This window comes from Pseudoduganella sp. R-32 (assembly GCF_049913245.1).
Classification (GTDB): Bacteria; Pseudomonadota; Gammaproteobacteria; order Burkholderiales; family Burkholderiaceae_D; genus Rugamonas.
The window spans coordinates 2357105-2382041 of sequence record NZ_CP183987.1; the positions used below are offsets into that span (position 1 = coordinate 2357105).

Below are 24937 nucleotides of genomic sequence, written 5' to 3' on the forward strand. Positions count from 1 at the left end.
ATGCAAGTATTACAACCGCCGGGTTGGGCGCGTCCACGCGGCTATTCCAATGGCATCGCAGCGACAGGCCGCATGGTGTTTGTCAGCGGCATGATCGGCTGGGATGCAAATTGCGAATTCCAAACAGATGATTTCGCCGGACAAGTACGCCAGGCCATTGAAAACATCCTGACCGTGCTGAAAGAAGCGGGTGGCGGGCCTGAGCATATTGCCCGCATGACCTGGTATGTGGTGGACAAGCATGAATACATGGGCGCCTATAAAGAGATCGGCGCCATCTATCGCGAGCTGATCGGCAAGCACTATCCGGCCATGACGGCAGTCGAGGTCGCCGGGCTGCTGGAGTCGCGTGCAAGGGTGGAAATTGAGGTGACGGCAGTCGTGCCCGCGTAGTTTTAATGAAGTGCTATAGTCCGGCCGTGGAGGTGCAATCCCATGGCCAAACTTCTCTCGCGCCTGCTTGGCGCAATTTTCCTGCTAGTCTTGTCGACCGCGCAAGGCGCAACGCCGCTGTTGACGGAGGCTGACATTGCCCAGCTATCGACCTGGCTTGGCAATGGCCCGATCAGGCTGGAGCGCTTGTACAAGAAGCGCGATGGACAAACCGCAGCGGATTTCCACGCGGCAGTTGACGGCAAGGGCCGTACGTTTACCGTGATGGAAGCGACCAATGAGCTGGGGCAACTGTTCAAGGTCGGCGGCTATAACCCGCAAAGCTGGGACTCGTCCGGCAAATTCCACATCACGACCGAAGATGAAAAGCGCACCGGCTTCCTGTACAACCTGACGTCGCGCCAGATGCATCGCCAGACGCCGCGCACCTATGCGCTCGATACGGTCGGCTCCTTCCAGACCTGGAACGATGCCAGGACCGGCCCGGTGTTCGGCGCCGGCCATGACTTGTACGTGCCGTGGGACCTGACCAACGGCGGCTACTCGATCATGTATTCCTACATCGATCCCGAACGCAGCAATTTCGATTCCAGCCTGCTTGATGGGAGGGATTACAAGTCGCCGAACATCACATTCGGCGATATGGAAGTGTGGCGCGTCTTTGCTGTTCCCGAGGCCGACACCTGGTTGATGCTTGTAGCGGGCCTCGTCATACTGGGCTTTGCTGCTCGCTTCGCCCAACCCTTAAGACCGATCAGTAAAGCCCCGCAATGCGGCCCATCAAGCCAAGCAGAAAGAGGAAACCGGTCAGGAATGTCCCCATTGTCCACCTGAAATTTGTGTTTGCCTCGCGACGCAATTCCGCAATCTGCGCTTGCTGCTCATTGAAGCGCCGATCCATCGTGTCGCGCAGCGCAGTAATTGCTTGCGCATTTTTTTCGACCAGCTCTTTAAGTAATTCCACCTCAACCTCGACTTTTGCGAGACGATTCTCCCTTGCTATCTCCCAAAGCAGTTTGGCTAACTGTGGTGTGAAACAAGCCGGGAGATTTGAAATTGGACAGGCGGGAAGGAAAAAAGTTCCACTTCGGAGCTAATCGGTACGCCCCACCAGGTCGTTGAGAGCCCGGAATTGCTATGCCTTGCGGAGGTTCGGCAGCGTCGAAATCAGCACCGCACCGCAACTTACCTGATGACCTTCGTACGCCACTTCGATGCCGCCAATGCGATGCGTCGGATCGCCTTCGACAATGACGCAGTTGGTATGGCCAGGGCGTGGACAGGAACAAGCGTCTCCCTTGCGTGCCACCTTGATACCCACGATGCTGAAATTGTCGGAGGCGGAAACCACTTTTCCACCATGGCTGGTCGGGTCACCCAATCGAATAATTCTACGCATACAAAATCTTCCAGTGTTAACGGACAAAAATGACGACCTTCATGTCGCCGCGTGCTATTGCAGGCAATGTACCTTGCCCGCCGGCCGCGGAGGCGAGGATGTCAAATTGCATAGGCCCTGGCGGCGCATATCGGTCATGCGGCTTCTTGCATAACGTCTTGTGGCGCTTTCTCAAAAGGCGGAGCAACGAAAAACATCGCAACGGACTCGTCCTGATTGAATTCCGTACACATTACCGGCTGCTTCAACATGGCACTTTGCATTGCCGACAGAGCGAGCATGCCGACGCCGTTCGCTTTGCCAAAATCGCCGAGGACGATGGCCACATTGGTCGCTTTCTCCAACGGGTCGACATTCATCTTGTGATGGTTCATTGCCGTCGCGGTCGCCGCCAACCGCGCGCCCATGACGCTGACACTCCCGGCGTTGTGAATCAGCCAGCCGCATTCCGCCTTGTCTTCAGCCCTGTTGGCACTGTCGGATGCGGCCGGTTCGCCTACCGCTTCGCCATCAGCAATTGACGGCTGATCCGGCCAACCGGCATGCGCTTTGGCGCGCTCCAATAAAGTGCTCAGCGCGTTATGCAAGGCCGGCGGGCGCGCCGGGGCTTCGGGCTTGAGGACGATGGCAGTGCCGCGCCGGATCTGCGCCATGACAGGCAGCTCTATCAGCTGTTCTCGGGCCGCATGGTAAGCCTCCGCTAGTAGCTTGATCGCCAGCTGCTCGGCCGATGGGCGTCCAGAATACCTATTTTCTTCTTGCGTGCTTTGCACCGGCAGCGGTGAAAGCCCCGCCGGGGTCATCAGCAGGGCGATCACGCCTTGGCCTGGTGGTCCAGCCCATCGTTCCTGCGGCGTGGCGCCGGAACCCGTTTTCTGTGCCTGTACCAGCGGTGAGTCGAAGGCCAGAATCACTGCGCCAGGAAGGGCAGAATCGTTTTCGAATACCGACAGCACGGCATCTGCAATATTGCCGTCAACATGCAAGAGGCGAATAAAAGCAGGGTCATTCGGGACTGTGGACACAGGCTCCATTGCTTCCGCAATTTCTTTACGGATGCGGCCCAGTCCAGCGGACATCTGTGCCATGTCCATCTGATCCGACGCCACGACATAAATCGGCAATGCGATGCTCGCGGGGCACTTATCATAGAGATGCTGAAGTGTGTCGTATATCAAGGGCGCAAATCCGTCGACAGCCAAGGCCGGGTCGGCTTTTTTCATCGCCTCGAATACGTCCGACTCATCGCCTTTGGCCTGGGCAAGTTGAAGCACGACATTGGGCAGATCAATATCGAACAACGTTTCCGGCGCCAGCGCCTTGGCTTGCATGACGATCGCGCGGCATTCGCAATGAGAACGACGGCTGGAGCATTCCTGTTCGTGGCGCAATTGGGCCGCCTCCATGTTTGCCTGTTGTTTGATGGCCGCCTCGTCTTCCTTTTCCTGGTCCTCGCTCCGCCACTGACGAAGCAAGCGCCAGCCACCCCAGGCCAGCAATGGGGGCGCCACGTGCATGACGATCAGCACGACTGCACTCCACCGCGCGAAGTTGAGAGTGATGCCGAACCATAGGATGGCTATCCACGCTACAGCTGCGACGAATAGGATAAAGAGATTGATTAAGAGACTGGTGATCACGATAAAGTCGAATGCTAATGATTAAACCGGAGCGAAAGAGTAGTCGGACGCACGACGGGGCCTGAGGGTGTGATGCAGGATGAACTCGTTACTTCCGTATCAACTAAAAAGGCCACATCAACGTTTGCCGCGAGAACTGGCGCGGCGCGGTTTCTTGGCTGACTTCTTTTCGGTGGGCAGGGCAGGCTTTCGGTCAAGGGTAGGCTTTCGGTCGCGTAGTAGGGGATAATCATCGAGCCGCTTCAAGAGTTCATTCCTCGCTGACTCATAGTCCGGAAAAATATCTTCCCAATTCGTTTTCCTCATCATCGGCGTACCGTCAATTTCATCTTCGTGTTGGATTCCGATAATGAATCCGGTTTTCGCCTCGGCAATGTGGAAATCATATCGAAATCCATCCTGATCGCGGACGCTTTCAAGCGGCACCGATTCGAAAACCGGAAAATTACGCGCGTAACGCCTGTCTTTTGCACCGAGTAAATATATCCACAAAAAAATACATGCGAACACTGCCACCATCGCAAGGAACATTCGCCAACCAATCATCAAAAAAAGGCCAATGGTTATGAGCGGGGCATAGACGAGGAAAGCCCGGAAGCTTAAAAGAAAGAAAAGACTGATTAAGGAGCCGGAAACAAAGAGCGCAGTTCCTGTTAATTGGTAGTTGTCCATGAAAAGATCTTTATTCGGCAGTAGATTGAGATCAATGGTGCTTATTTTCGTTAAGCTTTTGGAGCATCAAATCAGCTTGTCAAACAAAATTCCACCCCATTGTGCAATCGCCTAAAGGCGTTTTCAAGTTCTTGTAATTGCTTAATGCAGTGCTTGAATTTAGCCATACTGCGTGAGGGTAAACTGTATAAGTATATATTTTTACTTTATATTCAGTTTTTGCAATATCAAATCCGCTTGCCAAGAATATTCCCACCCCGATTCTTTAATGTTCATGTTGCCTACTTTGGTGAGGTCAATGTCATTTGGTTGTGGAAAACCTAATACTTCAAAAATCGCTGTTGCGTAATAACCAGCATAGCGGAAGGTGCGGTATGTCCAAATTTCCATAATAAAACAAAGAAGAAAATTTCCCGCGCTTACAACCGAAGTCAATAGCAATTGCTGCACGCGAGTAAGGTTGTTGTGTTCTTCTCCATACACTCCCATGAAATAGAATACTGCAAGGAAAAAAATTGAGGCTGCTATAGCTGACCGTTTTGCGACACGCATACAGTTTTTAAATAGAGCCCGTCTGCCCGCAAATACACTCAAGGGCATATAGAATTGCTGGGTTTTTGCCTGCATGATGGCATGGACATAGAGAACATCGCCTCGCTGTGACACCACGGCCTTGACTGGTTCGCCATTCTTGAATTGGTCGGCATGCTCCAGGGTGCCACATACGATGTGCTCGCCCAGTACGGCGGCGAAGTTGTACGTGTCTTCGCCATCGTACAACGTCAACGCAGCGGCATTGGCAACCATGCCGTGCATGCCGCCAACCACACCGGCTGCCCCACTTGCGAGGTTTTTTGCCTGGATGTTTTCTTCGATTTGTGCCAGCAAATTTACGGTGGTGCGGGCGATTTGCAGTTCACTTAGCGTGCCTTCAACGAGGAAGAGTGTTTCGCCGCCATAAGTCGCGGATGGTGAATGGATAGATTGTTCCATCGGAATTCTTCAAAAAGCCTCCGTAGGCGATGCCGGTATGAAGTCTCAAATTACGCGGAAGGAGACTGCGTTGGCCATCACCGCTTATTTTGCATTGAGCTTTTGGAGCATCAAATCAGCTTGCCAAGCAAATTTCCACCCAGTTTTTCCAATGTTCATACTACCGGTTTTAAAAAGATCAATATTATTTGGCTGTGGAAAATTGAATACTTTGAAAATTGCTTCTGCATAAAAGCAGGTATATTTGAATGTGCGGTATGTCCAGATTTCCATTGTGAAACTTATGAGAAAAGTCCCCAATATAAAAACTGAAGTCAAGATCAATTGATCCATTTTTCCAATATTTTCATATTTCCCATCATACAATCCCAAGAAATAAGATATTGCAAGAAAAAGAATTGAGCCCGCCGAAGCTAACCGGCTTGCAGTACGCATGCAGCTTTTAAAGAAGGCATCTTTGCCCGCAAATACGTTCAGTGGCATATAAAATTGCCCGCTTTTTGCCTGCATGATGGCATGTACATAAAATATGTCGCCTCGCTGTGACACCACAGCCTTAACCGGTTCGCCATTCTTGAACTGATCGGCATGTTCCAGGGTGCCGCATACTATATGCTCACCTAATGCAGCAGCAAAGTTGTACGTGTCTTCTCCATCATACAACGCCAACGCGGCGGTGTTGGCTACCATGCCGTGCATGCCGCCGACCACACCGGCTGCCCCACTTGCGAGGTTTTGTGCTTGGCTATTTTTCTCGATTTGCGCCAGCAAATTTACGGCGGTGCGGGCGATTTGCAGTTCACTGAGCGTGCCTTCAATAGGGAAGAGTGTTTCGCCGCCGTACGTCGAAGACGGTGAATGGATAGACTGTATCATTGGACAAGCACCTTAAAGGCTTTTTCATGTTTCGCAATTGCTTTAATGCAATGCTTGAATGTGGCCATTCAATTGCATAGAGACTGCATGAAGTCATGGTTGCCTATTCTGCACCAAGTTTTTGGAGCATTAAATCTGCTTGCCAAGCCTTTTTCCATCCTGTATTTTCATGGTTCATGCAGCCTACTTTGGTGAGATTAATTTTCTCTGGTTTTGGGAAGCCAAATACTTTAAAGATCGCCTCGGCGTAGATGCCTGCGCCTCTAACTGTGCGGTATGTCCAGATTTCAACAATGAAGGAAAGAGAGAACGTTGCAAAGACAATGAACAATGTCATTAGGAGTTGTTCTCTTCTTCCAATATTTTCAAATTTTCCGTCATATACTCCAAAGAAATAGGATGCTATCACGAAGGCAATTGATACTGAAACTCCTCCCGATACAGCCGAACGCATAAAACTCTTAAAGAAGGCCTTTTTTCCAGCAAATACGCTCAATGGCATATAAAATTGCTGGGTTTTCGCCTGCATAATTGCATGGACATAGAGCACATCACCTCGTTGTGACACCACCGCTTTGACGGATTCGCCATTCTTGAATTGGTTGGCATGCTCCAAGGTGCCACATATAATTAGCTCGCCCAGTACGGCGGCAAAGTTGTACATGTCTTCCCCATCGTACAACGCCAACGCAGCAGCATTGGCAACCATTCCGTGCATGCCGCCGATCACAGAGGCTACCCCGCTGACGAGGTTTTTTGCCTGAATGTTTTTTTCGATTTGAGCCAGCAAATTCACGGTGGTTCGGGCGATTTGCAATTCACTGAGCGTACCTTCGACGAGGAAGAGTGTTTCGCCGCCATATGTTGCAGATGGAGAATGGGTAGATTGGGTCATTGGGTAATCACCTTAAAGGCTTTTTCAAGTTCTTGTAATTCTTCAACCGCGTCGGGATAGGGCTTTTCGCTGAGCCAGCCTTTGTTTTTGTTCTTTCTAAAACAGCAGGCTTGGCACCAATTTTCCAGGTCGTCGTCCATGATCCAGCAGCGGTAAACAATCTCTCCCACTGTGATGGCAACGCCAATCAGATTGAATCGTGCCACCCGAATGAGCCAGATGGTGCGCGCAGCCACCATTTCTTCACCAACATGTTCGGCAGCCCTTTTAAGCAAGGGTGCCAAGCGTGTGCCAATAGCCCCACCGTTGCTCAACAGGTGTTTCAAGAGAGGCTCGGTATAAGAGACGGCTGCGAGAAAACCATACCGAACAGCTAATCCGTTTGCGCCCGCTCGGAAGACATACATACCTGTTAACACAAAGTTCGTTCTCTCCTTGTTGACTTCTATGAACCCCGAATATAAGTCAAGCAACGCGGAAATTACCCCTGCCGCCGCACTGAAGGTTCCGGCAGTCATTTTGAGCCCGCCGCGAATTATGTCTGCAGATTTATCCACAGTCGCGATACTCTTGAGCGGTTCAATCTCCACAGTCGCCATACTCTTGAACGGTTCAATCTCGCGAAGGGATTTGGTGACGGCGTACACTAAATCAAACGTCATGCCGATAAGTGAACTTACGGAGGCTGCCACTTCGGCCATGCCGCGATAAGTCAGCTCTTTGTCATTGGTCAATTTCAAGGTCAGCGCCAAGCCTTCGATGGACATGAGCAGCACCCCCATGCGCGCCTGGCGGAAGTTGTTAGTTTCAGGGCGCTTGCCCTTTTCCAATTCGACTAGCGTAATTTTGACTTTGTCCCTGACTTTTCTTTGTTCATCGCGAATCAAGACCTCGATCGGGTCCTCCATAAACAACTGTCGCGGAGTGCGGCCAGCTTTTTTCGCGGCATCGCGCTCGGCCAGTTCAAGGTTGCGTTGTGCGGAACGTTTTCTGTAGCCTTCAGCTAGCCTGTCTGGCGGCACCTTGAGCATGAATGCTTCAAAACTGATTTCTTCCGCCAGTTTGCCGAGCCTCCCATAAAGCATCATGCCTACAACCGCCTGAATGCCTTTATCCATTTTCCCAGCCTTGTTGGACAAGGCTTGTGACCATTCGGCAATCCTGGCGTACATTCTGCCTTCGTTGCTGCGATGGAATGTGGAGAGGTTGCTAATGCGATCGTCGGCCCGGCCCATGGGCTTGCCTTCATGAATCTTTTTAATTTCTTTATCGCGCAGCCATTCGTCCCATGCTGAATCGGTTTTCTTCAGCACGTCAATCAAGCCCTTGCCAGCCTTGAGCCACGGTGCGCTTGCCACAGCACCTAAACTGCCCGCCGTCGCAACAAGTTGCTTGGCCTCGGTAAAAGCTTTGGCGGCTTCTTCTTCCAGCGACTTATGGTTATACAAATTGGCGCGCATGTAGAGGTTTTTCCGCTCCACCTTGCTCACATTCATCCATTCAGCCAATTTGGGTTTGTTCTTATCAATGCCAAACATGCCGAAGGTGCATACAGAGTGTTCTTGCGTAAAGCAGAAACCACTCCCCAGGTTGTTTGGGTCATATGTGTCAAAGGCATCAACCAGCCTGTCAGCGACAAGCCATTGCAGATGATCGTCTGTGCGGCTGTCGGCTTTTTTTCCGCAAGCTTCGGACAGTGCAGCAAGATCGTCTCCGAACTTTTTGATGCCGTCCATATCGAGCAGCTTGGCATACTTGTTTTTCCATTCGCGCTCTGCATCGGCACCCGACAGTATTTTCTGGCGATTGGCTTCGCGGGTTGCATGACTTCTCTTTATGTCTTCTTCGACTTTTTCTGCCTCTGCTACCCGACCCATACTGCGCAGATTTTTGGCGGTATTTTCCCGGAAGTCCGGCATGTGGCGAGAATCCATAAATTCGACCTGTTTTTGAGCCAAGCCGATGCCGTGCTGCATAAAGCCATATTTGATGTCTTCGATGGCATGTGCCACGTCCATCTTGCGTCTGTTGTCGACGCCTTCGCTGTCCTTTGTCTCAAGAAACTGTTCGATTGGTTCTAGCGCAGCATTCCTGAAATTATTGAGTTCCTGTGTAATGCCGATATAGTCGTACACGACGAAGCTTGCGGCACCACGGTCGCGCATGCTGAGATAAAGGGGCGTCAGCCGATCCGCAGCGGGGATTGCGCCCACTAGGCCCAAATCGGGCTTAGGAGATGCGGCCGGCGGGAACAACTGGTTTTCAAGGCCGGGGCCCAGCCGTGATTGCCACAATTCCTGCTTACCTTGCTTGTGCAGTATCCATTCCGTGGTGTGCGTGTGCATTTCGTCAGCCTGCATGGCATGCGGCTGGTTGGTCGGTAAGCGTCCGTTCAATACCGTATTGAATGAAGCGCCTACTTCCCTGATGATGTGAACACACCGCTGGGAAGCGGCGTGTAGTTAATTGGAAGGTGCGAGCTGCGCCGCGCAGTTCCAAGGCAGGAACTCGTTAACGCGGTTGACGGGGTGGTCGGCGATGTGGGCCAGCACATAGCGCAGCCAAGCTTCGGGGTCGACACCGTTTAGCTTGGCCGTGCCGATCAGCGCATAGATGGCGGCTGCGCGTTCGCCGCCGCTGTCTGCACCGGCAAACAGGTAGTTGCGGCGACCCAGGGCAACGCCGCGCAGGGCGCGCTCTGCGGCCGAGTTGTCGATCTCGATCTGGCCATCATCGCAATAGCGGGTCAGCGCTGGCCACAGCTTGAGCGAGTACGTGATGGCAGCGGCCGTGTCGGACTTGTTCGACAAGGTGGTGAGCGTGGCGCGCAGCCAGCGTTCAAGATCGTCCAGCAAGGGGCGTGCGCGCAGCAATCGAGCGTCGCGCCGCAGATCCGGTGGCTGGCCCTGGATCTCGGCTTCAATGGCATAGAGCGCGCCGATACGCCGCAACGCCTCGGTGGTCACGGTCGATGGCCGTGCCACATGCAGGTCATGGAATTTGCGTCGCGCGTGCGCCCAGCACGCGGCTTCGCGTACCTGGCCGCTGTCGAAGATGGCATCGAAGCCGGCATACGCATCGGCCTGAAGGATGCCTTTAAATTGGGCCAGGTGGGTTTGCGGGTGGATGCCTTTGCGATCTGGGCTATAGGCAAACCAGACAGCCGGCGGCACCGCCGATGCGCTGGCACGATCATCGCGCACATAGGTCCACAGGCGTGCCGTGCGCGTTGTACCGTTTCCAGGTGCAAGCACCGGAATTGGGGTGTCATCAGCATGCAGCTTGGTGGCGGCAAATACGTGGCACCGAACCGCATCAACCAAGGGGCGCAGCAAGCTGCTAGCGGCGCCAACCCAATTGGCCAGCAGCGAACGATCCAACTCGATGCCTTCGCGCGCATAGATCACGCTCTGGCGATACAGCGGCAGGTGGTCAGCGTACTTTGCCACCAGCACGTGAGCCAGCAGGCCAGGGCCAGCAATCCCTCGTTGCACCGGCCGACTTGGCGCAGGTGCCTGCACGATGACGTCGCAGCAGCTGCAGGCCAGCTTCGGACGCACGTGGCGGACCACGCGGAAGCTGGCTGGCACATATTCCAACTGCTCCGATACATCCTCGCCAAGGTGGCGCAAGCCGCCGCCGCATGCCGGGCAGGCATCTACCTCCGGGGTATGCACGCATTCATCGCGTGGCAGATGATCTGGCAACGGCTTGCGCGCCGCCTTGCGGCGCGCTGGCGGGTTGGACTCTGGTTCGGCCTCTTCGGCGGCGCCCGTTTCAGCCTCCAGGTCTTCCAACTTCAACTCCAGCTGCTCGATCTGGCGTTCCAACTTTTCGGAACGGCGGCCAAACTGCATGCGCTGCAGTTTGGCGATCAACAGCTTTAGGTGTTCAATCTCTGCCGCGCGGGTGTCGAGCTGCGCCGTCAGGCGCTGCACTTGCTCGTCGCGCGCCAACAGCATTGCCTTCAGGGCGGCAATGTCGTCAGGGAGATCGGTGGCGGTCAGCATGCGTCTCAGTTTACGAGAATGCTGTCATGTTTACAAGGCCGACTGTGGGCGCCAAGTTCGCTCGGGCCGGCGCCAGTCAATGCCTTCCAGTAGCATCGACAACTGCGCCTGCGTCAGTGCCACACTGCCGCTGCTGGCCTGTGGCCAGATGAAGCGGCCATGCTCAAGCCGTTTGGCCAACAGGCACAAGCCGTCGCCGGTCCACCACAACAATTTGATCAAATCACCGCGCCGGCCACGGAACACAAACACGTGGCCGCTAAATGGATCTTCCGCCAGCGCGGTCTCTACCTTCGCAGCCAGGCCGTTGAATCCGCTGCGCATGTCGGTGGTGCCGGCCGCCAGCCAGACTTTGGTTCCCGCCGGTAGGCCGATCATCGCAGCACCCGATCCAGTATTTGCGCCAACGTAGAGGGATCTGCTTGACCGTCAATGCGCAATCTCACACGCCCAATCTCCAGCGTGATGGCACCGGTGTTGGGCTGTTCCGGCACTGGCGCTGTTGTTGGCGCCGCCAACATCACCGGCAGCAACGCAGCCTCCTGCGTTGACCCATCGGGCACCGGCAGTTCCGCCTCGAACAACTTGCGTCAACTGAATACCTGGTTTGCGTTCACGCCGTGTTCGCGCGCTATGCGAGCGACCGAGGCGCCAGGCTCCAAGGTCAACGCGACGAGCCTGCGCTTAAACTCCAGGGAGTGGCGCCGGTAATTACCTCTCGGCGCGCGCTGAATGACTGGTTGAAAATTCGTGTCCATAATCAAATTTGTGGGCACAACTGCTGTGCCAAAATTCAATCATGGCTGGGACCTGCTAGACGGTCCAGACGGTGGTGACTGTACGCTTACGTTGGTCGATCCTGCCAGCCATGCCTTCGGATTGAAGACTTGCATCTTCCCTTGTCGGGCCAGTTCCGTTGCGTTTTTCTTGTATTCGTCCAGCTTGGCCTTGGTCATGGCAGTGGGCGTAAACAGGAAGTAGACTTTTTCGATCTCGCTGGCGTGCTCAATCGAGATCATCGACGCGTCGATGCCGCAGCTATTGGGCGCGCAGGTGAATTCGACCTTGGTCTGAGGTGGAACATCCACCGGGAATTTGTAAAGGTAAGCGTCTTTGGTGACCTGATAGCCTTCCCAGCTTTTGATGCCCTCTCGGTCGATCAATACGTATAGGTAGCCGGCCCGCAGCATTGCCGGAGCATACTTGCCCTTCGTAAGGACCAGGTCGCTTACGCCTTTGCCAAGGGTCGACGGCAGCGCTGGAATGGCGCGTAAGGATGCCATGTCGTCGGCAAGCGCCACGCTGTAACGCAGCGGCAGGATCATCAATCCTTTTTTGTCGCAAAATTTGCAGTCTTTTTTCATCAGAATTATTTGTTGGCAGGTGTTACTCGTGCTGGGCGGCCGGCGATACAAGCGCGATGCCAGCGGCTTCCAAAACGTCTCTCAGTGCGAAGGCGCGTTCGCGCACCAGGTTCAGTGCGCGCTGCCACTGCGGCTGGCGCAGAATGTTCTCGCTGCGACTGATAACGTGGCAAGCCAGTGTTGCTCGATCTTCCTTCGTCGACAATCCGCAGGCGTGGGCGGTCTTCAAGGCCGCATGCAGCGCAGCTTCGGTCTTTTCATCCAGTGCATATCCCTCCTGCCATAGCGTGTGCAATGCGAGGTTGAAGGTTTCGATCTCTTGCAGGGATGCCGATTGGGCGCTGCTGAGGCTCATGCGAACATAAGCAGGTTTGTCGGGCTGGGGGCCGTAGTCTTGCGCCTTGAGCGCAATGCGCCGGTCGCTCCAGTGCGGGTAGGTCCAGTAGTCTGCCATTGAGCAGTTGCGCCATTTCCGCCGGCTGAAGCAGACGCGGCAAATGGTGCATCACGCGCGGATCGAAGAACCGGAAAAAAACACGTTTGCCGGTCTTGATGCGAAGATCGAGCTGGCGGGTCAGGTGCCCGGCGAGTTTTTCACATGGCAGATGGCTGAACAGGAAGGCGCAAATCGCTTGTCCTTGTCCAGGCCTTTGCGCTTCCTCTGCGGCGAGGGCAAGATAGCTCTCGATGAGGCTTGATGCATCCACCGACAGGCGCACCAGAAGCGGCGCCTCATCGGGAATCGTCATAAACAGCGGATCGATCAGCGGCAACGACTCTGCCAGATGGCCTTTCAGTGCTTTCAGTTCTTCGCGCAAGGGAAAGCCGCGCATCCGGTCGATGACGATGTCGCAGTGTCCGTATTCTTCCAGATGCGTGTGGAAAGACGTGGCGATATTGGGGGACGGGAATGACATGGCAACCTTACCTTTCTACAAAGGCTGCACCGGCGTCACTCGCACCTGATAATTTCATCTTGCACGGTTTGGCCGTTCCAGTGGGCAGTGTCAACGACGTGCTGCTGCTGGCCGGTCCCGCCAGGTCAAAGTCCGCCGCCTTGAGCGACAGGGCGCCAGGGTTGTGGATATCGATCCGGTTGCCCACATGGATCAACCCGCCTTCTCCCTTGATCCAAACTCCTTGCTCCGCCTCGATAATGTATTTGCCCCTGGTCTTGAACACGATATCGCCGTTCGATTCGACCTCGTATTTGCCCGCCAGCACGCGCTGCAGCATGTCGCCCTTGGCGACAGTGGTCTTGAACGTGTATTTGATCTTCGCCTTGCCGCCGTCAATGAACAGGCTGGCCGACTCGCCGACATTGTGAATCCAACGCCGCCCTGTCGTCTGGTTTGTGTCGCGTTGCGCTACCTGGTCGAGGTTGGTGTTGGCCGCCATGGTCACGCTGCCCTGGCTGGTCAAGGCTGTGCCATCGGTGGAACCGAGCATGAGAATGCCTTGCTTGCCGCGCTGCCCGCCCTGTCCGCTGCTGCCCTTCGGGTCGGTATTCCAGCCCCGCTCCAGATTGTCGACCGCTTCCTTTAATTGGGTTTGATGACCGGCATCGGTCTTGGCGCCGGGTTTGCTGTCTTCTTCGACCAGCATGTTATCGCGGCCCGTTTCCGGCAGATTGGCTTCGACTTCGCCGGCATGATCGCCTTGGCGCTGCACTTGGTCCAGTGCTGCGGTGAGCACTTGAATAATGGCTTCGCGCATCAATTGCGGTCCGGAGCCGCCTTTTTGCTGTTCGGCCGTCAGCAGCAGGGAACATGCGCGCAAGGCACCGGCAGCTTCGCTCGCCACTTCAAATCCTTCACCTCTCGGTTCGGCTTTGCCGTCGGCTCTCGGGTGCGTCAAATAGCCGAGATTCAGCTCGGTGTTCCCGTGTTCGCTCGCCAGTTGTGCACTGATCTGGCCGTTGGTATCGTCCAGGCGCAGCTGGTTATGGCGGGTTCCTTGCAGCTCCTGGCTCAGGAAGCCCGACAGCGATTTATTGCCGGGCAAGCTGCCCTGGCGGCTGAACCTCGGCGGCAGCGCGCGGCCGTTGAAAGCACTGCCGACAATAATCGGCTTGTCGCAGTTCCCATTAAGAAATAGAACAGTCACTTCGTCGCCAGCCCGGGGCAGGGCAATCATGCCGTAGCCTTCCCCGGCAAAGGGCGTGGCTACGCGCAGCCACGCTGAGCCAGGAACGGTGCTGTGGGCGATTGAATCGCCGCCGCGGGTATCAGTGCGGCTGCCGGCTTCGATCGTGTAGCCCGGAAAGCGGACCTTGACGCAGCCCAGTTCATTGCACAGGATTTCATCGCCTTCGGCATCCCCGGCGACCACAATGGCGCTCATGGGATGGACGGCCGGCAGATCGGTGCGCGGATCGTAGGACGGGACGATCGGAATGCCGCGCCGAACGCAAGTGAGGCGGTTGCTGTAGCGCGCGTTGCGTTCGCCGCTGGCTTCTTCTAGCGCTGCGGGGTCGAAGCCAGTCGCCGATGCTGTGTTCCAGCCGTTGCGGGCGAACAGGCGGCGCGCCTTGTCGCTGAGATCCGGGTGGACGTTATTTTCTGCGGTGACGTGCAGTTCAGTGATGACGAATTCGCGTTCTTCGGCCGGGTGGGCGTCGATTTCGGCGTGGCCGGTCAGGCTGAATGAGGCACCGACGCAGGCAGTGCGCTGGTCGGATTCGGCATAGAATTTCTTGCTCTCGTATTCATGGTGCTGGATGCGCAGGCGTGTCAGGTACTGAAAATCCGCGCTGTCTTCCCCAATATGCGGCGCCTCGACCAGGTTGTCGGTGAGGCTGACGGCGCATTGGTTGCCCAGCTCGCCTTGGTCGAGGGCGGTCGGGTCGCTGTAGGAATCCAGCTGCACCGTCTTGTAATCCCAGGTGTGGCGCGTGATGTTGCCGGGCGCGAGGGTGCGGGTCGCACTCCAGGCGGTGACGCTGTCGGCTTTTTCGGTGCCATCGGCGCGGTGGAAGCGCCAGACAGTGGCGTCTGCCTGAGGGAGCGTCCTGACGTCGTCGAACATGACCATGACATGGGTGGGTACGTGGTCGCTGCCGGAGTTGCTGGTGGGGCCGGGGCGGGTGAACCAGGCAATGCCCCGCCGGCTAAGCAATCGTCGGATGAACTGGGAATCGCTTTCGTTCGCCTGCATGGTGAACGCCCGCGCCGGATGCTTGGCGGCGCTCACGCCCGATAAGTCGAAGCTGAAGGTGCGCGCAGCACGGGGTTGGTCTGGCGCCATTCGCTCAAGTTCTGCTGAACAATATCGACTTCGCTCATATTGACGAAGACGCGGGTGTTTGTGTGCAGCGCCTTGAAGGCCAGGGCATCGCGCATGACGAGTTCATACGTGGCCCAGCCGCCGTCGCTGTGACCTTCCGTGGCGCTTTGGACGATGCCGCATACGGAGCGCAGGGCGCCCGCGGCGGTGACGAACTGCACTTCGGCAGGCATCGCGACGAATTGCTTGAGGGGCAAGCCGGCTTGGGTGGAAACACAGAGCAGGCGATATTCGATACCATCGCCGCACATCGCTTCGACGCCGCTCACGCATTGGACCATGAGCATATCTTCGGCGGCGAGGGCGCTACCTTTGGCGGGGAACAGGCGCAGACGGATGGGGCGGTTGGCTTGGGTGAAGCGGTCTCGTGATGCGAATGGATCGGACAAGTCCATGGAACTCCGTTTAAGTCAAATTGAGCGCTTGGGTCGTCAGGCGGCTCAGGGCAAGATATTTCTGTCGGTCAACTTGCAACTTTAGCATGATATAAAAAAAACAGCTCGCACAGTACGAGGCTCCCGATCCACCGGACTGGACGCGGCAGCGGGCATACGGCTTCAGGCCTAAATGTCGGAGGCGGATTGTGATGGAATGGCAGGCGGAGACAGCGCAAAACGACTGGAAACGCGCTTGGCCTTGAGTTGCGGGATGTATGAGGTGAGGGGGAATGCGGTGAGAGTGCCGATTGGTCCCCCCGACTGGAATCGAACCAGTATCCCACGCTTAGGAGGCATGTGCACTATCCATTGTGCTACGGGGAGGACGCAAAGCGAGCGCAATTATAGCTGACAGGCTAGCAACAGGTAAAATGCTTGTTTTTCTGTCCCTATTTGCACCCCATGGCTGTCATTTCCTTAACATCCGCACAACTGGCTTTTGGCCACCACGCCCTGCTGGACCACGCTGAATTTTCCCTCGAGACTGGGGAGCGGATCGGCCTGATCGGGCGCAACGGCACCGGCAAGTCCTCCTTGCTGAAAATTATCGCCGGCATGCAAAAGCTGGATGACGGCCTGCTGGTGATGCAGCAAGGCCTGAAGATCGTCTACGTGGAGCAGGAGCCGCAATTCGAGACGGGCCATACCGTGCACGATGCCGTCGCCGCGGGCTTGGGCGAACTGCCGACGCTGCGCAAGGAGTATGACGCGCTGACCAGCCAGTTCGGCCAGGGCGACGATGACAAGCTGATGGAGCGCATGCACGACATCCAGGTCCTGCTGGATGCCGGTGATGCCTGGAACCTGGATAACAGGGTGGAAAACGTGCTGGGCCGCCTGAACCTGGATGGCTCGGTGCTGGTGGAAACCCTGTCGGGCGGCACCAAGAAGCGTGCCGCGCTGGCGCGCGCCCTGGTTGGCGCACCGGACGTGCTGCTGCTGGACGAACCGACCAACCACCTGGACTTCAGCTCGATCCAGTGGCTTGAGAGCCTGCTGCGCGATTTCAAGGGCAGCATCCTGTTCATCACCCACGACCGCTCCTTCCTGGATAACGTGGCGACCCGCATCATTGAACTGGACCGCGGCATCCTGCTGTCCTACCCTGGCAACTTCAGCGCCTACCAGACGCGCAAGCAGGAGCAGCTGGCGATCGAGGAAGTGGAGAATGCCAAGTTCGACAAGGTGCTGGCGCAGGAAGAGGTGTGGATCCGCAAAGGCGTTGAAGCACGCCGCACGCGTAATGAAGGTCGGGTGCGCCGCCTGGAGCGCCTGCGCGAGCAGCGCTCTGCGCGCCGCGACCAGCAAGGCCAGGTGCGCTTGGAAGTGGGCACTGGCGAGCGTTCCGGCAAGATCGTGGCGGAACTGGAAAACGTCAGCAAGGACTTCGGCGAGAAGGTCATCGTGCGCGACTTCAGCGCGATCATCATGCGCGGCGACAAGGTCGGCTTGATCGGTCCGAACGGCGCCGGCAAGACCACGCTGCTCAAGCTGATCCTCGGTGAAGAGCAGGCTGACGCCGGCACCATCAAGCAGGGCACCAAATTGCAGGTGGCATATTTCGACCAGATGCGCGCGCAGTTGAACGACAATGCCACGCTGGCCGATACCATTTCGCCCGGCTCGGACTGGGTCGAAATCAATGGCCAGCGCAAGCACGTCATGAGCTACCTTGGTGACTTCCTGTTCGAGCCGCAACGCGCGCGCTCGCTGGTGAGTTCGCTGTCCGGTGGCGAGCGCAACCGCCTGCTGCTGGCGCGCCTGTTCGCCAAGCCTGCCAACGTGCTGGTGCTGGACGAACCGACCAACGATCTCGACATCGACACGCTGGAACTGCTGGAAGAATTGCTGGAGGATTACGCCGGTACCGTCTTCCTTGTCAGCCACGACCGCATGTTCCTCGATAATGTCGTCACGCAAGTGATCGTTGCCGAAGGGCAGGGCAAGTGGAAAGAGTATGTGGGCGGCTACAGCGATTGGGAACGCGTGCGCGACGCCAGCGTTGCCGCTGCACCCGCGCCGAAGAAGGCTGAAGCAAAACCCGCCGCAGCACCGGCCGCGCCCGCGGCACCGGCGCCAGCCAAGGCAAAAAAACTCAGCTACAAGGAACAGCGCGAGCTCGAAGAATTGCCGCAACTCATTGCCAAACTGGAAGACGAACAAACCGCGCTGAACCTCACGCTGTCCGATCCGGACTTCTATAAGAAGACGCCAGCGGAAGCGAAGCGCCTCAACGAACGCATTGCGCAGATTGAAGAAGAGCTGATGGCAGCGCTGGAGCGTTGGGAAGCAATCGAATCCCGCAACAACGTTTGATGTAACTCAATCCACTCTTTGCACTTTCTCACTTTCGTGCGCTTGCGCACGATTGCCCGCTGTAATATCTGACAACCTTAATGCCGAGGCAGTCCTGCTTCGGCATTTCCAACGGGAAGGCAGATATCGTGACTTTACAGCAGCCACCTAAGCGCATTTCCCAACAGCCGCAGGCCAGCGCGGCTGCCGCGCCTGTGCTCGCACTGCGCGCCCGCAGCGGCGCCATGCCGCGCGTGCTGCCGTTTGCCACCTTCATTATTTTCATCATCTTCGCCGACGTGCTTGAACGATTCGGTGCGCACGCTAACACCATGCGCTGGCTGTATCCCGCCAAGATTGCGCTGGTGCTGGCAATGCTGCTGGCGTGGCGCAGGCATTACCGCGAATTGCGCACGCTGCCTGCCAGGCGCGACGCCTTCGTTGCCGCCGGCATCGGCGCCGGTGTCTTCGTCTTATGGCTTGCACTCGATGCGAGCTGGATGCAGATTGGCGCTGCGCGCGGTTTCGATGCCGCCGGCAGCGATGGCCGCATCGACTGGCCGCTGGTTGCCGTGCGTGCATTGGGCGCGGCCCTGGTGGTGCCAGTGATGGAAGAACTGTTCTGGCGTTCCTTCCTGCTGCGTTGGCTGGAACAACGTGATTTCCTGTCGTTGCGTCCGGCAGCTGTCGGCCTGCGTGCAGCAGCGATTTCGATTCTTCTGTTCGGTATCGAACATAACTTGTGGCTGGCCGGCATTGTCGCGGGCCTTGCCTACACCTTGTTGTACATGCGCAGCGAAACGCTGTGGACTCCCGTCCTGGGGCATGCCGTGACGAACGGCTTGTTGGCTGCCTGGATCATGGTGACCGGCAGCTGGACCTATTGGTAGTGTTACATAAGGCTAAAAATAATATGCGCATCCTGCCAACTCCATTGGCGCTGGCTGCCGCACTGGCGTGCAGTCCTGCGCAGGCGGACATCAGCGAAACCTTCAAGCCCTTTATCAGCGTGGGCCAGACCTACGACGACAACCTGCTGCGCCTGCCGGACAATACGCCGGACGGCATCCAGCGTTCCGACCGCGCCACGCAAGCCATTGCCGGCATTGCGCTGGATCGCCCCATCGGGCGCCAGAAGATTACCGGGCAAGCGAAAGTCTCGCGCGTGACTTTCGACCACTACGACCAGCTTGATTACAACGGCAAGGATTTCAGCCTGGACTGGGCCTGGGTGGTGGGCAACCACTTCGACGGCAATATCGGCGGCAGCTACCAGCAGGTGCTGACGCCGTTCAACGATTTCCACTCGGAAGAACGCAACCTGCGCACGCAGCGCCGCGAGTACGCCAACGGCGGCTGGCGCATGCATCCGAGCTGGCGCATTTACACCGGCTTCCAGCGTGACCGTTTCGACTACGAGCTGGAAGCGCAAAGCCTGAACAACCGCAAGGAAGACCGTAGTGAAGTCGGCATCGACTATCATGCGTCGAGCGGCAGCAGGGTAGGCCTGGTGGCACGCCATATCAAAGGCAACTTCCTGAACCCGCGCCGAATCGGAGCCACCTTCCTCGACCAGAACTATACGCAGGATGAGCTGAAAGCCAATATCAATTGGCTGTACAGCGACATCACGCAGTTGCAATTGCTGGCCGGCTACGCCAAGCGCAAGCACGATACCTTTACCGAGCGTGACACCAGCGGCCTTAACGGCCGCGCCACGCTGAACTGGCGGCCGCGCAGCAAGCTGCGCTTTTCCGCCGAGACCTGGCGCGAATTCGCGGCGGTGGAAAGCATCGTGGTCAACAACAGCGTCAACAAGGGCGCCAGCCTGAATGCCACCTGGGACCTCTCGGCCAAGGTGCAGGCCAACGCCGGGATCAAGCGCGAGAAACGCAAATTCGAACGCATGCCCTACGTCACCTTCAATGGCGACCCGAGCGATACCACGCGCAGCACCAATGTCGGCGTGGTCTACCAGCCCTGGCGCAAGGTCCAGCTGAGCGTGACCGGCTTCAAGGACCGCCGTACCGGCACGCCGCTGATCGGCACCGGCAGCTACAAGGCCAAGGGCGTTTCCTTCATGGCCACAGTGCAGTTCTGATGACAAGGAGCGACGATGACGGTAAACGATATTCCCCTGGTCTCCTTTTTCCAGCGTGTGCTCGATCCGCTGATCATCATGGGGATGCTGTACGCCACGTCGATGGTGTATGGGGAGCCGTTTACCGGGTATTCGCTGGTGCTGATGGTACTGGCTTTCTTCATCTCGTCGGCGGTGTACCAGCACGTCGATCCTTACCGCACCTGGCGCAGCGGACGGATCACCGCCTATGCACGCGATATCTTCATGGGCTGGATCGTCACCGCCGTGATCCTGGTCTTCCTTGGCAATGTCAGCGGCCTTGCTTACCACTACGATGAGGCCGTGGTGTTCAGCTGGTTCCTGGCGACGCCGTTCGCGCTGCTCATGAGCCACCTGGCGGCCCGCCATGTCGGCACCGACCCGGCCAAGGAAAGCGAGGTGCGCTCGGTGGTCATCGTCGGCGCCAATGAAGTGGGCACCAAGTTCGCCGCCACCGTGGAGCGCATGCCCAACCTGTTCCTCAGCGTGCGCGGCTTCTTCGATGACCGTACTGCCGACCGCCGCAAGTCGGGCCTGTCGCACCCCGTGCTGGGCAATATGGGCGAGGTCGCCGGTTTCGTGCGTGACCACCACATCAAGATGATCTTCATCAGCCAGCCGATTTCGGCCCAGCCGCGCATCCGCAAGCTGTTGGACGAGTTGCAGGACACCACGGCCTCGGTCTATTTCCTGCCCGATATTTATGTGTTTGACCTGATGCAGGCGCGTTTCGACAGCGTGGGCGGCATGCCTGTGGTGGCGATTTGCGAAACGCCGTTTGTCGGTTTCGACGGCATCGTCAAGCGCGCCAGCGACGTGCTGATCGGCAGTGCGATCCTGATGGCGCTGGCGCCGCTGATGCTGGTGATTGCGCTGGCCGTGTGGATCAGTTCACCAGGCCCGGTGATTTTCCGCCAGCGCCGCTACGGCCTGTATGGCGAGGAAATCATCGTCTACAAATTCCGCTCGATGCGCGTGACGGAGGACGGTCCGGTGGTGAAGCAAGCCACTGCCCATGACGCGCGCATCACGAAGATCGGCGCCTTCCTGCGCCGCACCTCGCTGGATGAATTGCCGCAATTTATCAACGTGCTGCAAGGAACGATGAGCATAGTCGGGCCACGCCCGCATGCCGTTGCCCACAACGAACAATACCGCAAGCTAATCAAGGGCTATATGTTGCGCCACAAGGTCAAGCCGGGCATTACCGGCTGGGCCCAGGTCAACGGCCTGCGTGGTGAAACGGAGACCCTGGAAAAGATGGAGGCGCGCATCCGCTATGACCTGGACTACCTGCGCCACTGGTCGCTGTGGCTCGACCTGTGGATCATCTTGCGGACAGTCAAGGTGGTGTTGAAGCGGCAAAACGCGTACTGAGTCAATCGTGCGCGCTGGTCGCGCTATTAGAATGAGTTGCAACAGTCGAGGGAGGATATTTTGAAGCACATCAACCCGAATATGGCTTTCGCGGGCATGCTGGTGGTCCTCGTTTCCGCCTGCAGCAGCAAGGCGGAACAGAAACCGGGCCAGGCCCTGGCCAACGTCAATGGTGAGGAAATCACCGTGATGCAGTTGAACGACGAACTGTCGCGCAGTAACGCTCCGGCCGCGCAACAGGAAGCCGCGCGCAAGCAGGCACTGGAGGCCCTGATCGACCGCCAGTTGCTGATCGGCGAAGCGGCGAAAGAGAAGGTCGACCGCGATCCGCGCGTGGTGCAGGCGATCGAGAGGGCGCGCTCGGTGATCCTGGCGCAAGCCTATATGCAGAAGCGCCTCGGCACGCCGGCCAAGCCGACCGCGGCGGAAGTGGAAGCCTATTACAGCCAGAACCCGCAATTCTTTGCGCAACGCAAGCATTTCGACATGCGTGAAATCATCTTGCCGACACGCGAGGTGAACGATGAGTTGAAGGCGGTAATGGACAAGACCCGTTCGCTCGATGAGGTGGCAGCCTGGCTCGACCAGCACAAGGTCAAGTACCAGAAGGCGCAACTGAGCCGCAGCGGCTCGGAGCTGCCGCCGGAACTGTCGGCCAAGTTGCTGGCGCTGTCGAAGGGCCAGCTCTTCATCGTGCGCGAGGGCGAGCGCAGCATGCTGGTCACCATTGCCGATATCCGTTCTTCGCCGGTGGAACTGGATGCGGCCAGGCCGCAGATCGAGCAATACCTGGTCGCCAAGAAGGGCAAGGAGTCGGCCGAGGAGGAGGTCAAGCGCCTGCGCGCCAGCGCCAAGATCGCCTATATCAACCAGCCCTCGCCGGTAGCGGATGCGGGCGCCCCGGCCACCGCACTGGAACGTGGTGTGGCCGGCCTGAAATAATACTGGATCGAGGAGCAATCATGAAACGACTACTGATGTGGATGGTGGCGATGGCTTTCGTACTGGGTGCAGGCTTTGCACAGGCGGCCGACCTGACGCTGGGCGCAGGCGACGTGATCAAGGCTTCCGTGTTCGGCAACCCGGACATGGCGACAGAGACCCGGGTCAGCGAATCGGGCAAGATCACCTTCCCCTTGCTGGGGGAAGTCAAGGTCAGCGGCATGACAGTGCAGCAGGCCGAGCGGGCGATTGGCGAGCAGCTGGTCAAGAAGGGCTACCTGAAAACGGCGCAGGTCAGCATCATCGTCTCGCAGATCCAGAGCGCGCAAGTGTCGGTGCTGGGCATGGTGAACCGTCCGGGGCGCTATCCGCTCGATGGCGGCAAGCGCGGGGTGATGGACATGCTGGCGCAGGCCGGCGGCTTCAATGCCGATGGCGGCGATACCGTGAGTGTGGTGCGCACCCGCGATGGCAAGACCACCAAGACCGTGATCGACGTGGTCGACATGGTGCGCAATGGCGCGCTGGACAAGGAGATCGAGCTCGGCCCCAACGATGTGATCTATGCCGAGCGTTCGCCGCGCTTCTACATCTATGGCGAGGTGCAGCGCCCCGGTTCCTTCCGGCTGGAGCGCACCATGACGGTCAGCCAGGCGCTGGCGGTGGGCGGCGGCCTGACCCCGCGCGGCACTGAAAGCGGCATCAAGATCAAGCGCCGCGGCGGTGACGGCACGGTGCAGGTGATCGCCGCCAAGAACGAGGACGTGGTGCAGACCGACGACGTCATCTTCATCAAGGAAAGCTGGTTCTAAGGAGGTGTCATGAATTTCGCCCAGTTCCTGCTGATCCTCCAGGCGCGCAAGAAGATCGTGCTGCTGACCTTGCTGGTCACGGTGGCCGCCACCCTCGTAGTCAGCCTGCTGCTGCCCAAGACGTATGAGGCGACCAGTTCGCTGGTGATGAATTACAAGGGCGTCGATCCGCTGACCGGCATGGCCCTGCCGGGCCAGCTCTTGCCCGGCTATATGGCGACGCAGATCGACATCATCAGCAGCAAGAATGTCGCGCTGCGCGTGGTGGACCAGCTCAAGCTGGCCGAAAGCCCGGCCGTCATCGCCCAGTTCAATGAGTCGACAGGCGGCAAGGGCACAGTGCGCGATTGGCTGGCCGACCTGCTGCAGAAGAAGCTCGATATCGTGCCGGCCAAGGAAAGCTCGGTGCTGAACGTCACCTTCAAGGCTTCCGATCCGCAGTTTGCCGCCGCGGTGGCCAATGCCTTCGCCGACGAATACCAGAAGATCAATGTGCAGCTCAAGGTCGAGCCGATGAAGAAGGCCACCAATTATTTCAACGCACAGTTGAAAGTGCTGCGCGATAACCTGGAAGTGGCGCAGGCCAAGCTGTCGAAATACCAGCAGGAGCACGGCATCGTCAGCGTCGACAACCGGCTCGACGTCGAATCGATGCGCCTGAACGACCTGTCGGCGCAATTGGTGGCGGCGCAGTCGCAGGCGATGGAAGCCAATTCGCGGCAGTCGGTGGCGCGCGGCTCCGGCAGCGCTTCGCCGGACGTGACGGCCAGCCCGGTGGTGCAGAACCTGCGCGTCAACCTGGCGCAGCAGGAATCCAAGCTGGCGGAAATGGGCCAGCGCCTGGGCCGCAACCACCCGCAATACCAGAGCGCCGCGGCCGAAGTGGCGCGCCTGCGGGCCGGCCTCAATGAGCAGACCGCCCTGGTTACTTCCTCGGTCAGCAACAACGCCAATGTCTTTGCCCAGCGCGAAGCAGCGTTGCGCACGGCGCTGGCCGACCAGAAGACCAAGGTGCTGCAGCTGAACCGCCAGCGCGATGAAATGAATGTGCTGAACAAGGATGTCGAGAGCGCCCAGCGTGCCTTCGACAATGCCTCGCAGCGCTCTTCGCAGACCCGCATCGAGGGCGGCTCCGACCAGTCCGACGTGTCGGTGCTGAACCCGGCCGTGGCGCCGATCGAGCCGGCTGGTCCGCGCGTGGTACTGAACACGGTGCTGTCGCTGCTGCTGGGGAGCATGCTGGGCATCGGCATTGCGATGCTGTCTGAAATGTTCGATCGCCGCGTGCGGTCGGAAGCCGACCTGGCCGAAGTGGTGCACATTCCGGTGCTGGCCACGATCGACTGGAATCCGCCGCGCCAGCGCCGCTTCGGCCTGCCGCACCTGCATGCGCCGCGCACGCTGCGGCTGAACTGAGGAGGTGCT

23 protein-coding genes, 1 tRNA gene and 1 pseudogene are annotated in these 24937 nt (G+C 57.7%); 9 read left to right on the forward strand and 16 right to left on the reverse strand.

What is annotated here, in order from left to right; all coding sequences use genetic code 11:
* Together ACN9MU_RS10780 and ACN9MU_RS10785 are read left to right on the forward strand one after the other, a co-directional pair.
* The gene (locus tag ACN9MU_RS10780; RefSeq protein ID WP_426322283.1) at window positions 1–393 is read left to right on the forward strand and encodes a RidA family protein; all 393 of its coding nucleotides are present in this window, start codon (window positions 1–3) and stop codon (window positions 391–393) included.
* 42 nt (window positions 394–435) lie between these two features.
* Complete coding sequence (locus ACN9MU_RS10785) at window positions 436–1227, forward strand: PEP_CTERM-anchored TLD domain-containing protein (RefSeq protein WP_426170502.1); 792 nt, start codon at window positions 436–438, stop codon at window positions 1225–1227.
* Window positions 1228–1528: 301 nt separating this feature from the next.
* Here ACN9MU_RS10785 and ACN9MU_RS10790 read toward each other — a convergent pair whose 3' ends face one another.
* From ACN9MU_RS10790 to ACN9MU_RS10865, 16 genes and pseudogenes are all read right to left on the reverse strand, one after another.
* Window positions 1529–1792, reverse strand: a complete 264-nt coding sequence (locus tag ACN9MU_RS10790) for a PAAR domain-containing protein (RefSeq protein ID WP_426337295.1) — start codon at window positions 1790–1792, stop codon at window positions 1529–1531.
* 134 nt (window positions 1793–1926) lie between these two features.
* Window positions 1927–3432, reverse strand: a complete 1506-nt coding sequence (locus ACN9MU_RS10795) for a hypothetical protein (RefSeq protein ID WP_426344560.1) — start codon at window positions 3430–3432, stop codon at window positions 1927–1929.
* Between the two features lie 117 nt (window positions 3433–3549).
* Window positions 3550–4104 carry a hypothetical protein gene (locus tag ACN9MU_RS10800; RefSeq protein WP_426344561.1) on the reverse strand — a complete coding sequence of 185 codons (555 nt, stop codon included), beginning with the start codon at window positions 4102–4104 and terminating at the stop codon, window positions 3550–3552.
* A gap of 201 nt (window positions 4105–4305) precedes the next feature.
* Window positions 4306–5097, reverse strand: a complete 792-nt coding sequence (locus ACN9MU_RS10805; protein WP_426344562.1) for a putative type VI secretion system effector — start codon at window positions 5095–5097, stop codon at window positions 4306–4308.
* Window positions 5098–5181: 84 nt separating this feature from the next.
* Complete coding sequence (locus tag ACN9MU_RS10810; protein WP_426344563.1) at window positions 5182–5973, reverse strand: putative type VI secretion system effector; 792 nt, start codon at window positions 5971–5973, stop codon at window positions 5182–5184.
* 103 nt (window positions 5974–6076) lie between these two features.
* Window positions 6077–6868: a putative type VI secretion system effector gene (locus ACN9MU_RS10815; protein WP_426344564.1), complete on the reverse strand. Its 792-nt coding sequence runs from the start codon at window positions 6866–6868 to the stop codon at window positions 6077–6079.
* The gene (locus tag ACN9MU_RS10820; RefSeq protein WP_426344565.1) at window positions 6865–9264 is read right to left on the reverse strand and encodes a T6SS effector BTH_I2691 family protein; all 2400 of its coding nucleotides are present in this window, start codon (window positions 9262–9264) and stop codon (window positions 6865–6867) included. The genes ACN9MU_RS10815 and ACN9MU_RS10820 overlap by 4 nt, the downstream gene beginning before the upstream one ends.
* Window positions 9265–9330: 66 nt before the next feature.
* The gene (gene tnpC, locus ACN9MU_RS10825) at window positions 9331–10878 is read right to left on the reverse strand and encodes an IS66 family transposase (protein ID WP_426317945.1); all 1548 of its coding nucleotides are present in this window, start codon (window positions 10876–10878) and stop codon (window positions 9331–9333) included.
* Between the two features lie 30 nt (window positions 10879–10908).
* Window positions 10909–11256, reverse strand: a complete 348-nt coding sequence (tnpB, locus tag ACN9MU_RS10830) for an IS66 family insertion sequence element accessory protein TnpB (RefSeq protein ID WP_426317946.1) — start codon at window positions 11254–11256, stop codon at window positions 10909–10911.
* 218 nt (window positions 11257–11474) lie between these two features.
* A pseudogene (locus ACN9MU_RS10835) lies at window positions 11475–11552 on the reverse strand (transposase); the annotation flags it as partial.
* Window positions 11553–11675: 123 nt separating this feature from the next.
* A complete protein-coding gene (locus ACN9MU_RS10840; RefSeq protein ID WP_426344566.1) occupies window positions 11676–12242 on the reverse strand; it encodes a T6SS effector BTH_I2691 family protein in 567 nt (188 codons plus the stop codon).
* A 22-nt stretch (window positions 12243–12264) separates the two neighbouring features.
* A complete protein-coding gene (locus tag ACN9MU_RS10845) occupies window positions 12265–12471 on the reverse strand; it encodes a hypothetical protein (protein ID WP_426344567.1) in 207 nt (68 codons plus the stop codon).
* 28 nt (window positions 12472–12499) lie between these two features.
* On the reverse strand, window positions 12500–13159 hold the full coding sequence (locus tag ACN9MU_RS10850; RefSeq protein ID WP_426344568.1) for a DUF4123 domain-containing protein: 660 nt from the start codon (window positions 13157–13159) through the stop codon (window positions 12500–12502).
* A 7-nt stretch (window positions 13160–13166) separates the two neighbouring features.
* The gene (gene vgrG / locus ACN9MU_RS10855; RefSeq protein ID WP_426337303.1) at window positions 13167–15488 is read right to left on the reverse strand and encodes a type VI secretion system tip protein VgrG; all 2322 of its coding nucleotides are present in this window, start codon (window positions 15486–15488) and stop codon (window positions 13167–13169) included.
* The gene (locus tag ACN9MU_RS10860) at window positions 15431–15922 is read right to left on the reverse strand and encodes a contractile injection system protein, VgrG/Pvc8 family (RefSeq protein ID WP_426170519.1); all 492 of its coding nucleotides are present in this window, start codon (window positions 15920–15922) and stop codon (window positions 15431–15433) included. The genes vgrG and ACN9MU_RS10860 overlap by 58 nt, the downstream gene beginning before the upstream one ends.
* Window positions 15923–16213: 291 nt before the next feature.
* A tRNA-Arg gene (locus tag ACN9MU_RS10865) sits at window positions 16214–16288 on the reverse strand.
* A gap of 78 nt (window positions 16289–16366) precedes the next feature.
* Here ACN9MU_RS10865 and ACN9MU_RS10870 point away from each other — a divergent pair.
* The 7 genes from ACN9MU_RS10870 (at window position 16367) to epsF (ending at window position 24928) form a co-directional block, all read left to right on the forward strand.
* Window positions 16367–18280 carry an ATP-binding cassette domain-containing protein gene (locus tag ACN9MU_RS10870; protein WP_426322302.1) on the forward strand — a complete coding sequence of 638 codons (1914 nt, stop codon included), beginning with the start codon at window positions 16367–16369 and terminating at the stop codon, window positions 18278–18280.
* 128 nt (window positions 18281–18408) lie between these two features.
* Complete coding sequence (locus tag ACN9MU_RS10875) at window positions 18409–19149, forward strand: CAAX prenyl protease-related protein (RefSeq protein WP_426170534.1); 741 nt, start codon at window positions 18409–18411, stop codon at window positions 19147–19149.
* A 23-nt stretch (window positions 19150–19172) separates the two neighbouring features.
* Window positions 19173–20360: an XrtB/PEP-CTERM-associated polysaccharide biosynthesis outer membrane protein EpsL gene (gene epsL / locus ACN9MU_RS10880; RefSeq protein ID WP_426170535.1), complete on the forward strand. Its 1188-nt coding sequence runs from the start codon at window positions 19173–19175 to the stop codon at window positions 20358–20360.
* 15 nt (window positions 20361–20375) lie between these two features.
* A complete protein-coding gene (locus ACN9MU_RS10885) occupies window positions 20376–21758 on the forward strand; it encodes an undecaprenyl-phosphate glucose phosphotransferase (RefSeq protein ID WP_426170537.1) in 1383 nt (460 codons plus the stop codon).
* A 60-nt stretch (window positions 21759–21818) separates the two neighbouring features.
* A complete protein-coding gene (locus tag ACN9MU_RS10890) occupies window positions 21819–22700 on the forward strand; it encodes an EpsD family peptidyl-prolyl cis-trans isomerase (RefSeq protein WP_426170538.1) in 882 nt (293 codons plus the stop codon).
* 20 nt (window positions 22701–22720) lie between these two features.
* Window positions 22721–23512, forward strand: coding sequence for a polysaccharide export protein EpsE (epsE, locus tag ACN9MU_RS10895; protein ID WP_426170540.1), 792 nt, complete (start codon window positions 22721–22723; stop codon window positions 23510–23512).
* A gap of 9 nt (window positions 23513–23521) precedes the next feature.
* A complete protein-coding gene (gene epsF, locus ACN9MU_RS10900; RefSeq protein ID WP_426170541.1) occupies window positions 23522–24928 on the forward strand; it encodes a chain length determinant protein EpsF in 1407 nt (468 codons plus the stop codon).
* The last annotated feature ends 9 nt before the right edge of the window (window positions 24929–24937 follow it).

Excerpts from the sequence above, each read along its gene's own strand:
- ACN9MU_RS10780 (WP_426322283.1), top strand. The coding sequence starts at position 1 with ATGCAAGTATTACAACCGCCGGGTTGGGCGCGTCCACGCGGCTATTCC.
- ACN9MU_RS10785 (WP_426170502.1), top strand. The coding sequence starts at position 436 with ATGGCCAAACTTCTCTCGCGCCTGCTTGGCGCAATTTTCCTGCTAGTC.
- ACN9MU_RS10790 (WP_426337295.1), bottom strand. The coding sequence starts at position 1,792 with ATGCGTAGAATTATTCGATTGGGTGACCCGACCAGCCATGGTGGAAAA.
- ACN9MU_RS10800 (WP_426344561.1), bottom strand. The coding sequence starts at position 4,104 with ATGGACAACTACCAATTAACAGGAACTGCGCTCTTTGTTTCCGGCTCC.
- ACN9MU_RS10805 (WP_426344562.1), bottom strand. The coding sequence starts at position 5,097 with ATGGAACAATCTATCCATTCACCATCCGCGACTTATGGCGGCGAAACA.
- ACN9MU_RS10810 (WP_426344563.1), bottom strand. The coding sequence starts at position 5,973 with ATGATACAGTCTATCCATTCACCGTCTTCGACGTACGGCGGCGAAACA.
- ACN9MU_RS10815 (WP_426344564.1), bottom strand. The coding sequence starts at position 6,868 with ATGACCCAATCTACCCATTCTCCATCTGCAACATATGGCGGCGAAACA.
- tnpC (WP_426317945.1), bottom strand. The coding sequence starts at position 10,878 with ATGCTGACCGCCACCGATCTCCCTGACGACATTGCCGCCCTGAAGGCA.
- tnpB (WP_426317946.1), bottom strand. The coding sequence starts at position 11,256 with ATGATCGGCCTACCGGCGGGAACCAAAGTCTGGCTGGCGGCCGGCACC.
- ACN9MU_RS10840 (WP_426344566.1), bottom strand. The coding sequence starts at position 12,242 with ATGAAAAAAGACTGCAAATTTTGCGACAAAAAAGGATTGATGATCCTG.
- ACN9MU_RS10850 (WP_426344568.1), bottom strand. The coding sequence starts at position 13,159 with ATGTCATTCCCGTCCCCCAATATCGCCACGTCTTTCCACACGCATCTG.
- vgrG (WP_426337303.1), bottom strand. The coding sequence starts at position 15,488 with ATGGCGCCAGACCAACCCCGTGCTGCGCGCACCTTCAGCTTCGACTTA.
- ACN9MU_RS10860 (WP_426170519.1), bottom strand. The coding sequence starts at position 15,922 with ATGGACTTGTCCGATCCATTCGCATCACGAGACCGCTTCACCCAAGCC.
- ACN9MU_RS10870 (WP_426322302.1), top strand. The coding sequence starts at position 16,367 with ATGGCTGTCATTTCCTTAACATCCGCACAACTGGCTTTTGGCCACCAC.
- epsL (WP_426170535.1), top strand. The coding sequence starts at position 19,173 with ATGCGCATCCTGCCAACTCCATTGGCGCTGGCTGCCGCACTGGCGTGC.
- ACN9MU_RS10885 (WP_426170537.1), top strand. The coding sequence starts at position 20,376 with ATGACGGTAAACGATATTCCCCTGGTCTCCTTTTTCCAGCGTGTGCTC.
- epsE (WP_426170540.1), top strand. The coding sequence starts at position 22,721 with ATGAAACGACTACTGATGTGGATGGTGGCGATGGCTTTCGTACTGGGT.
- epsF (WP_426170541.1), top strand. The coding sequence starts at position 23,522 with ATGAATTTCGCCCAGTTCCTGCTGATCCTCCAGGCGCGCAAGAAGATC.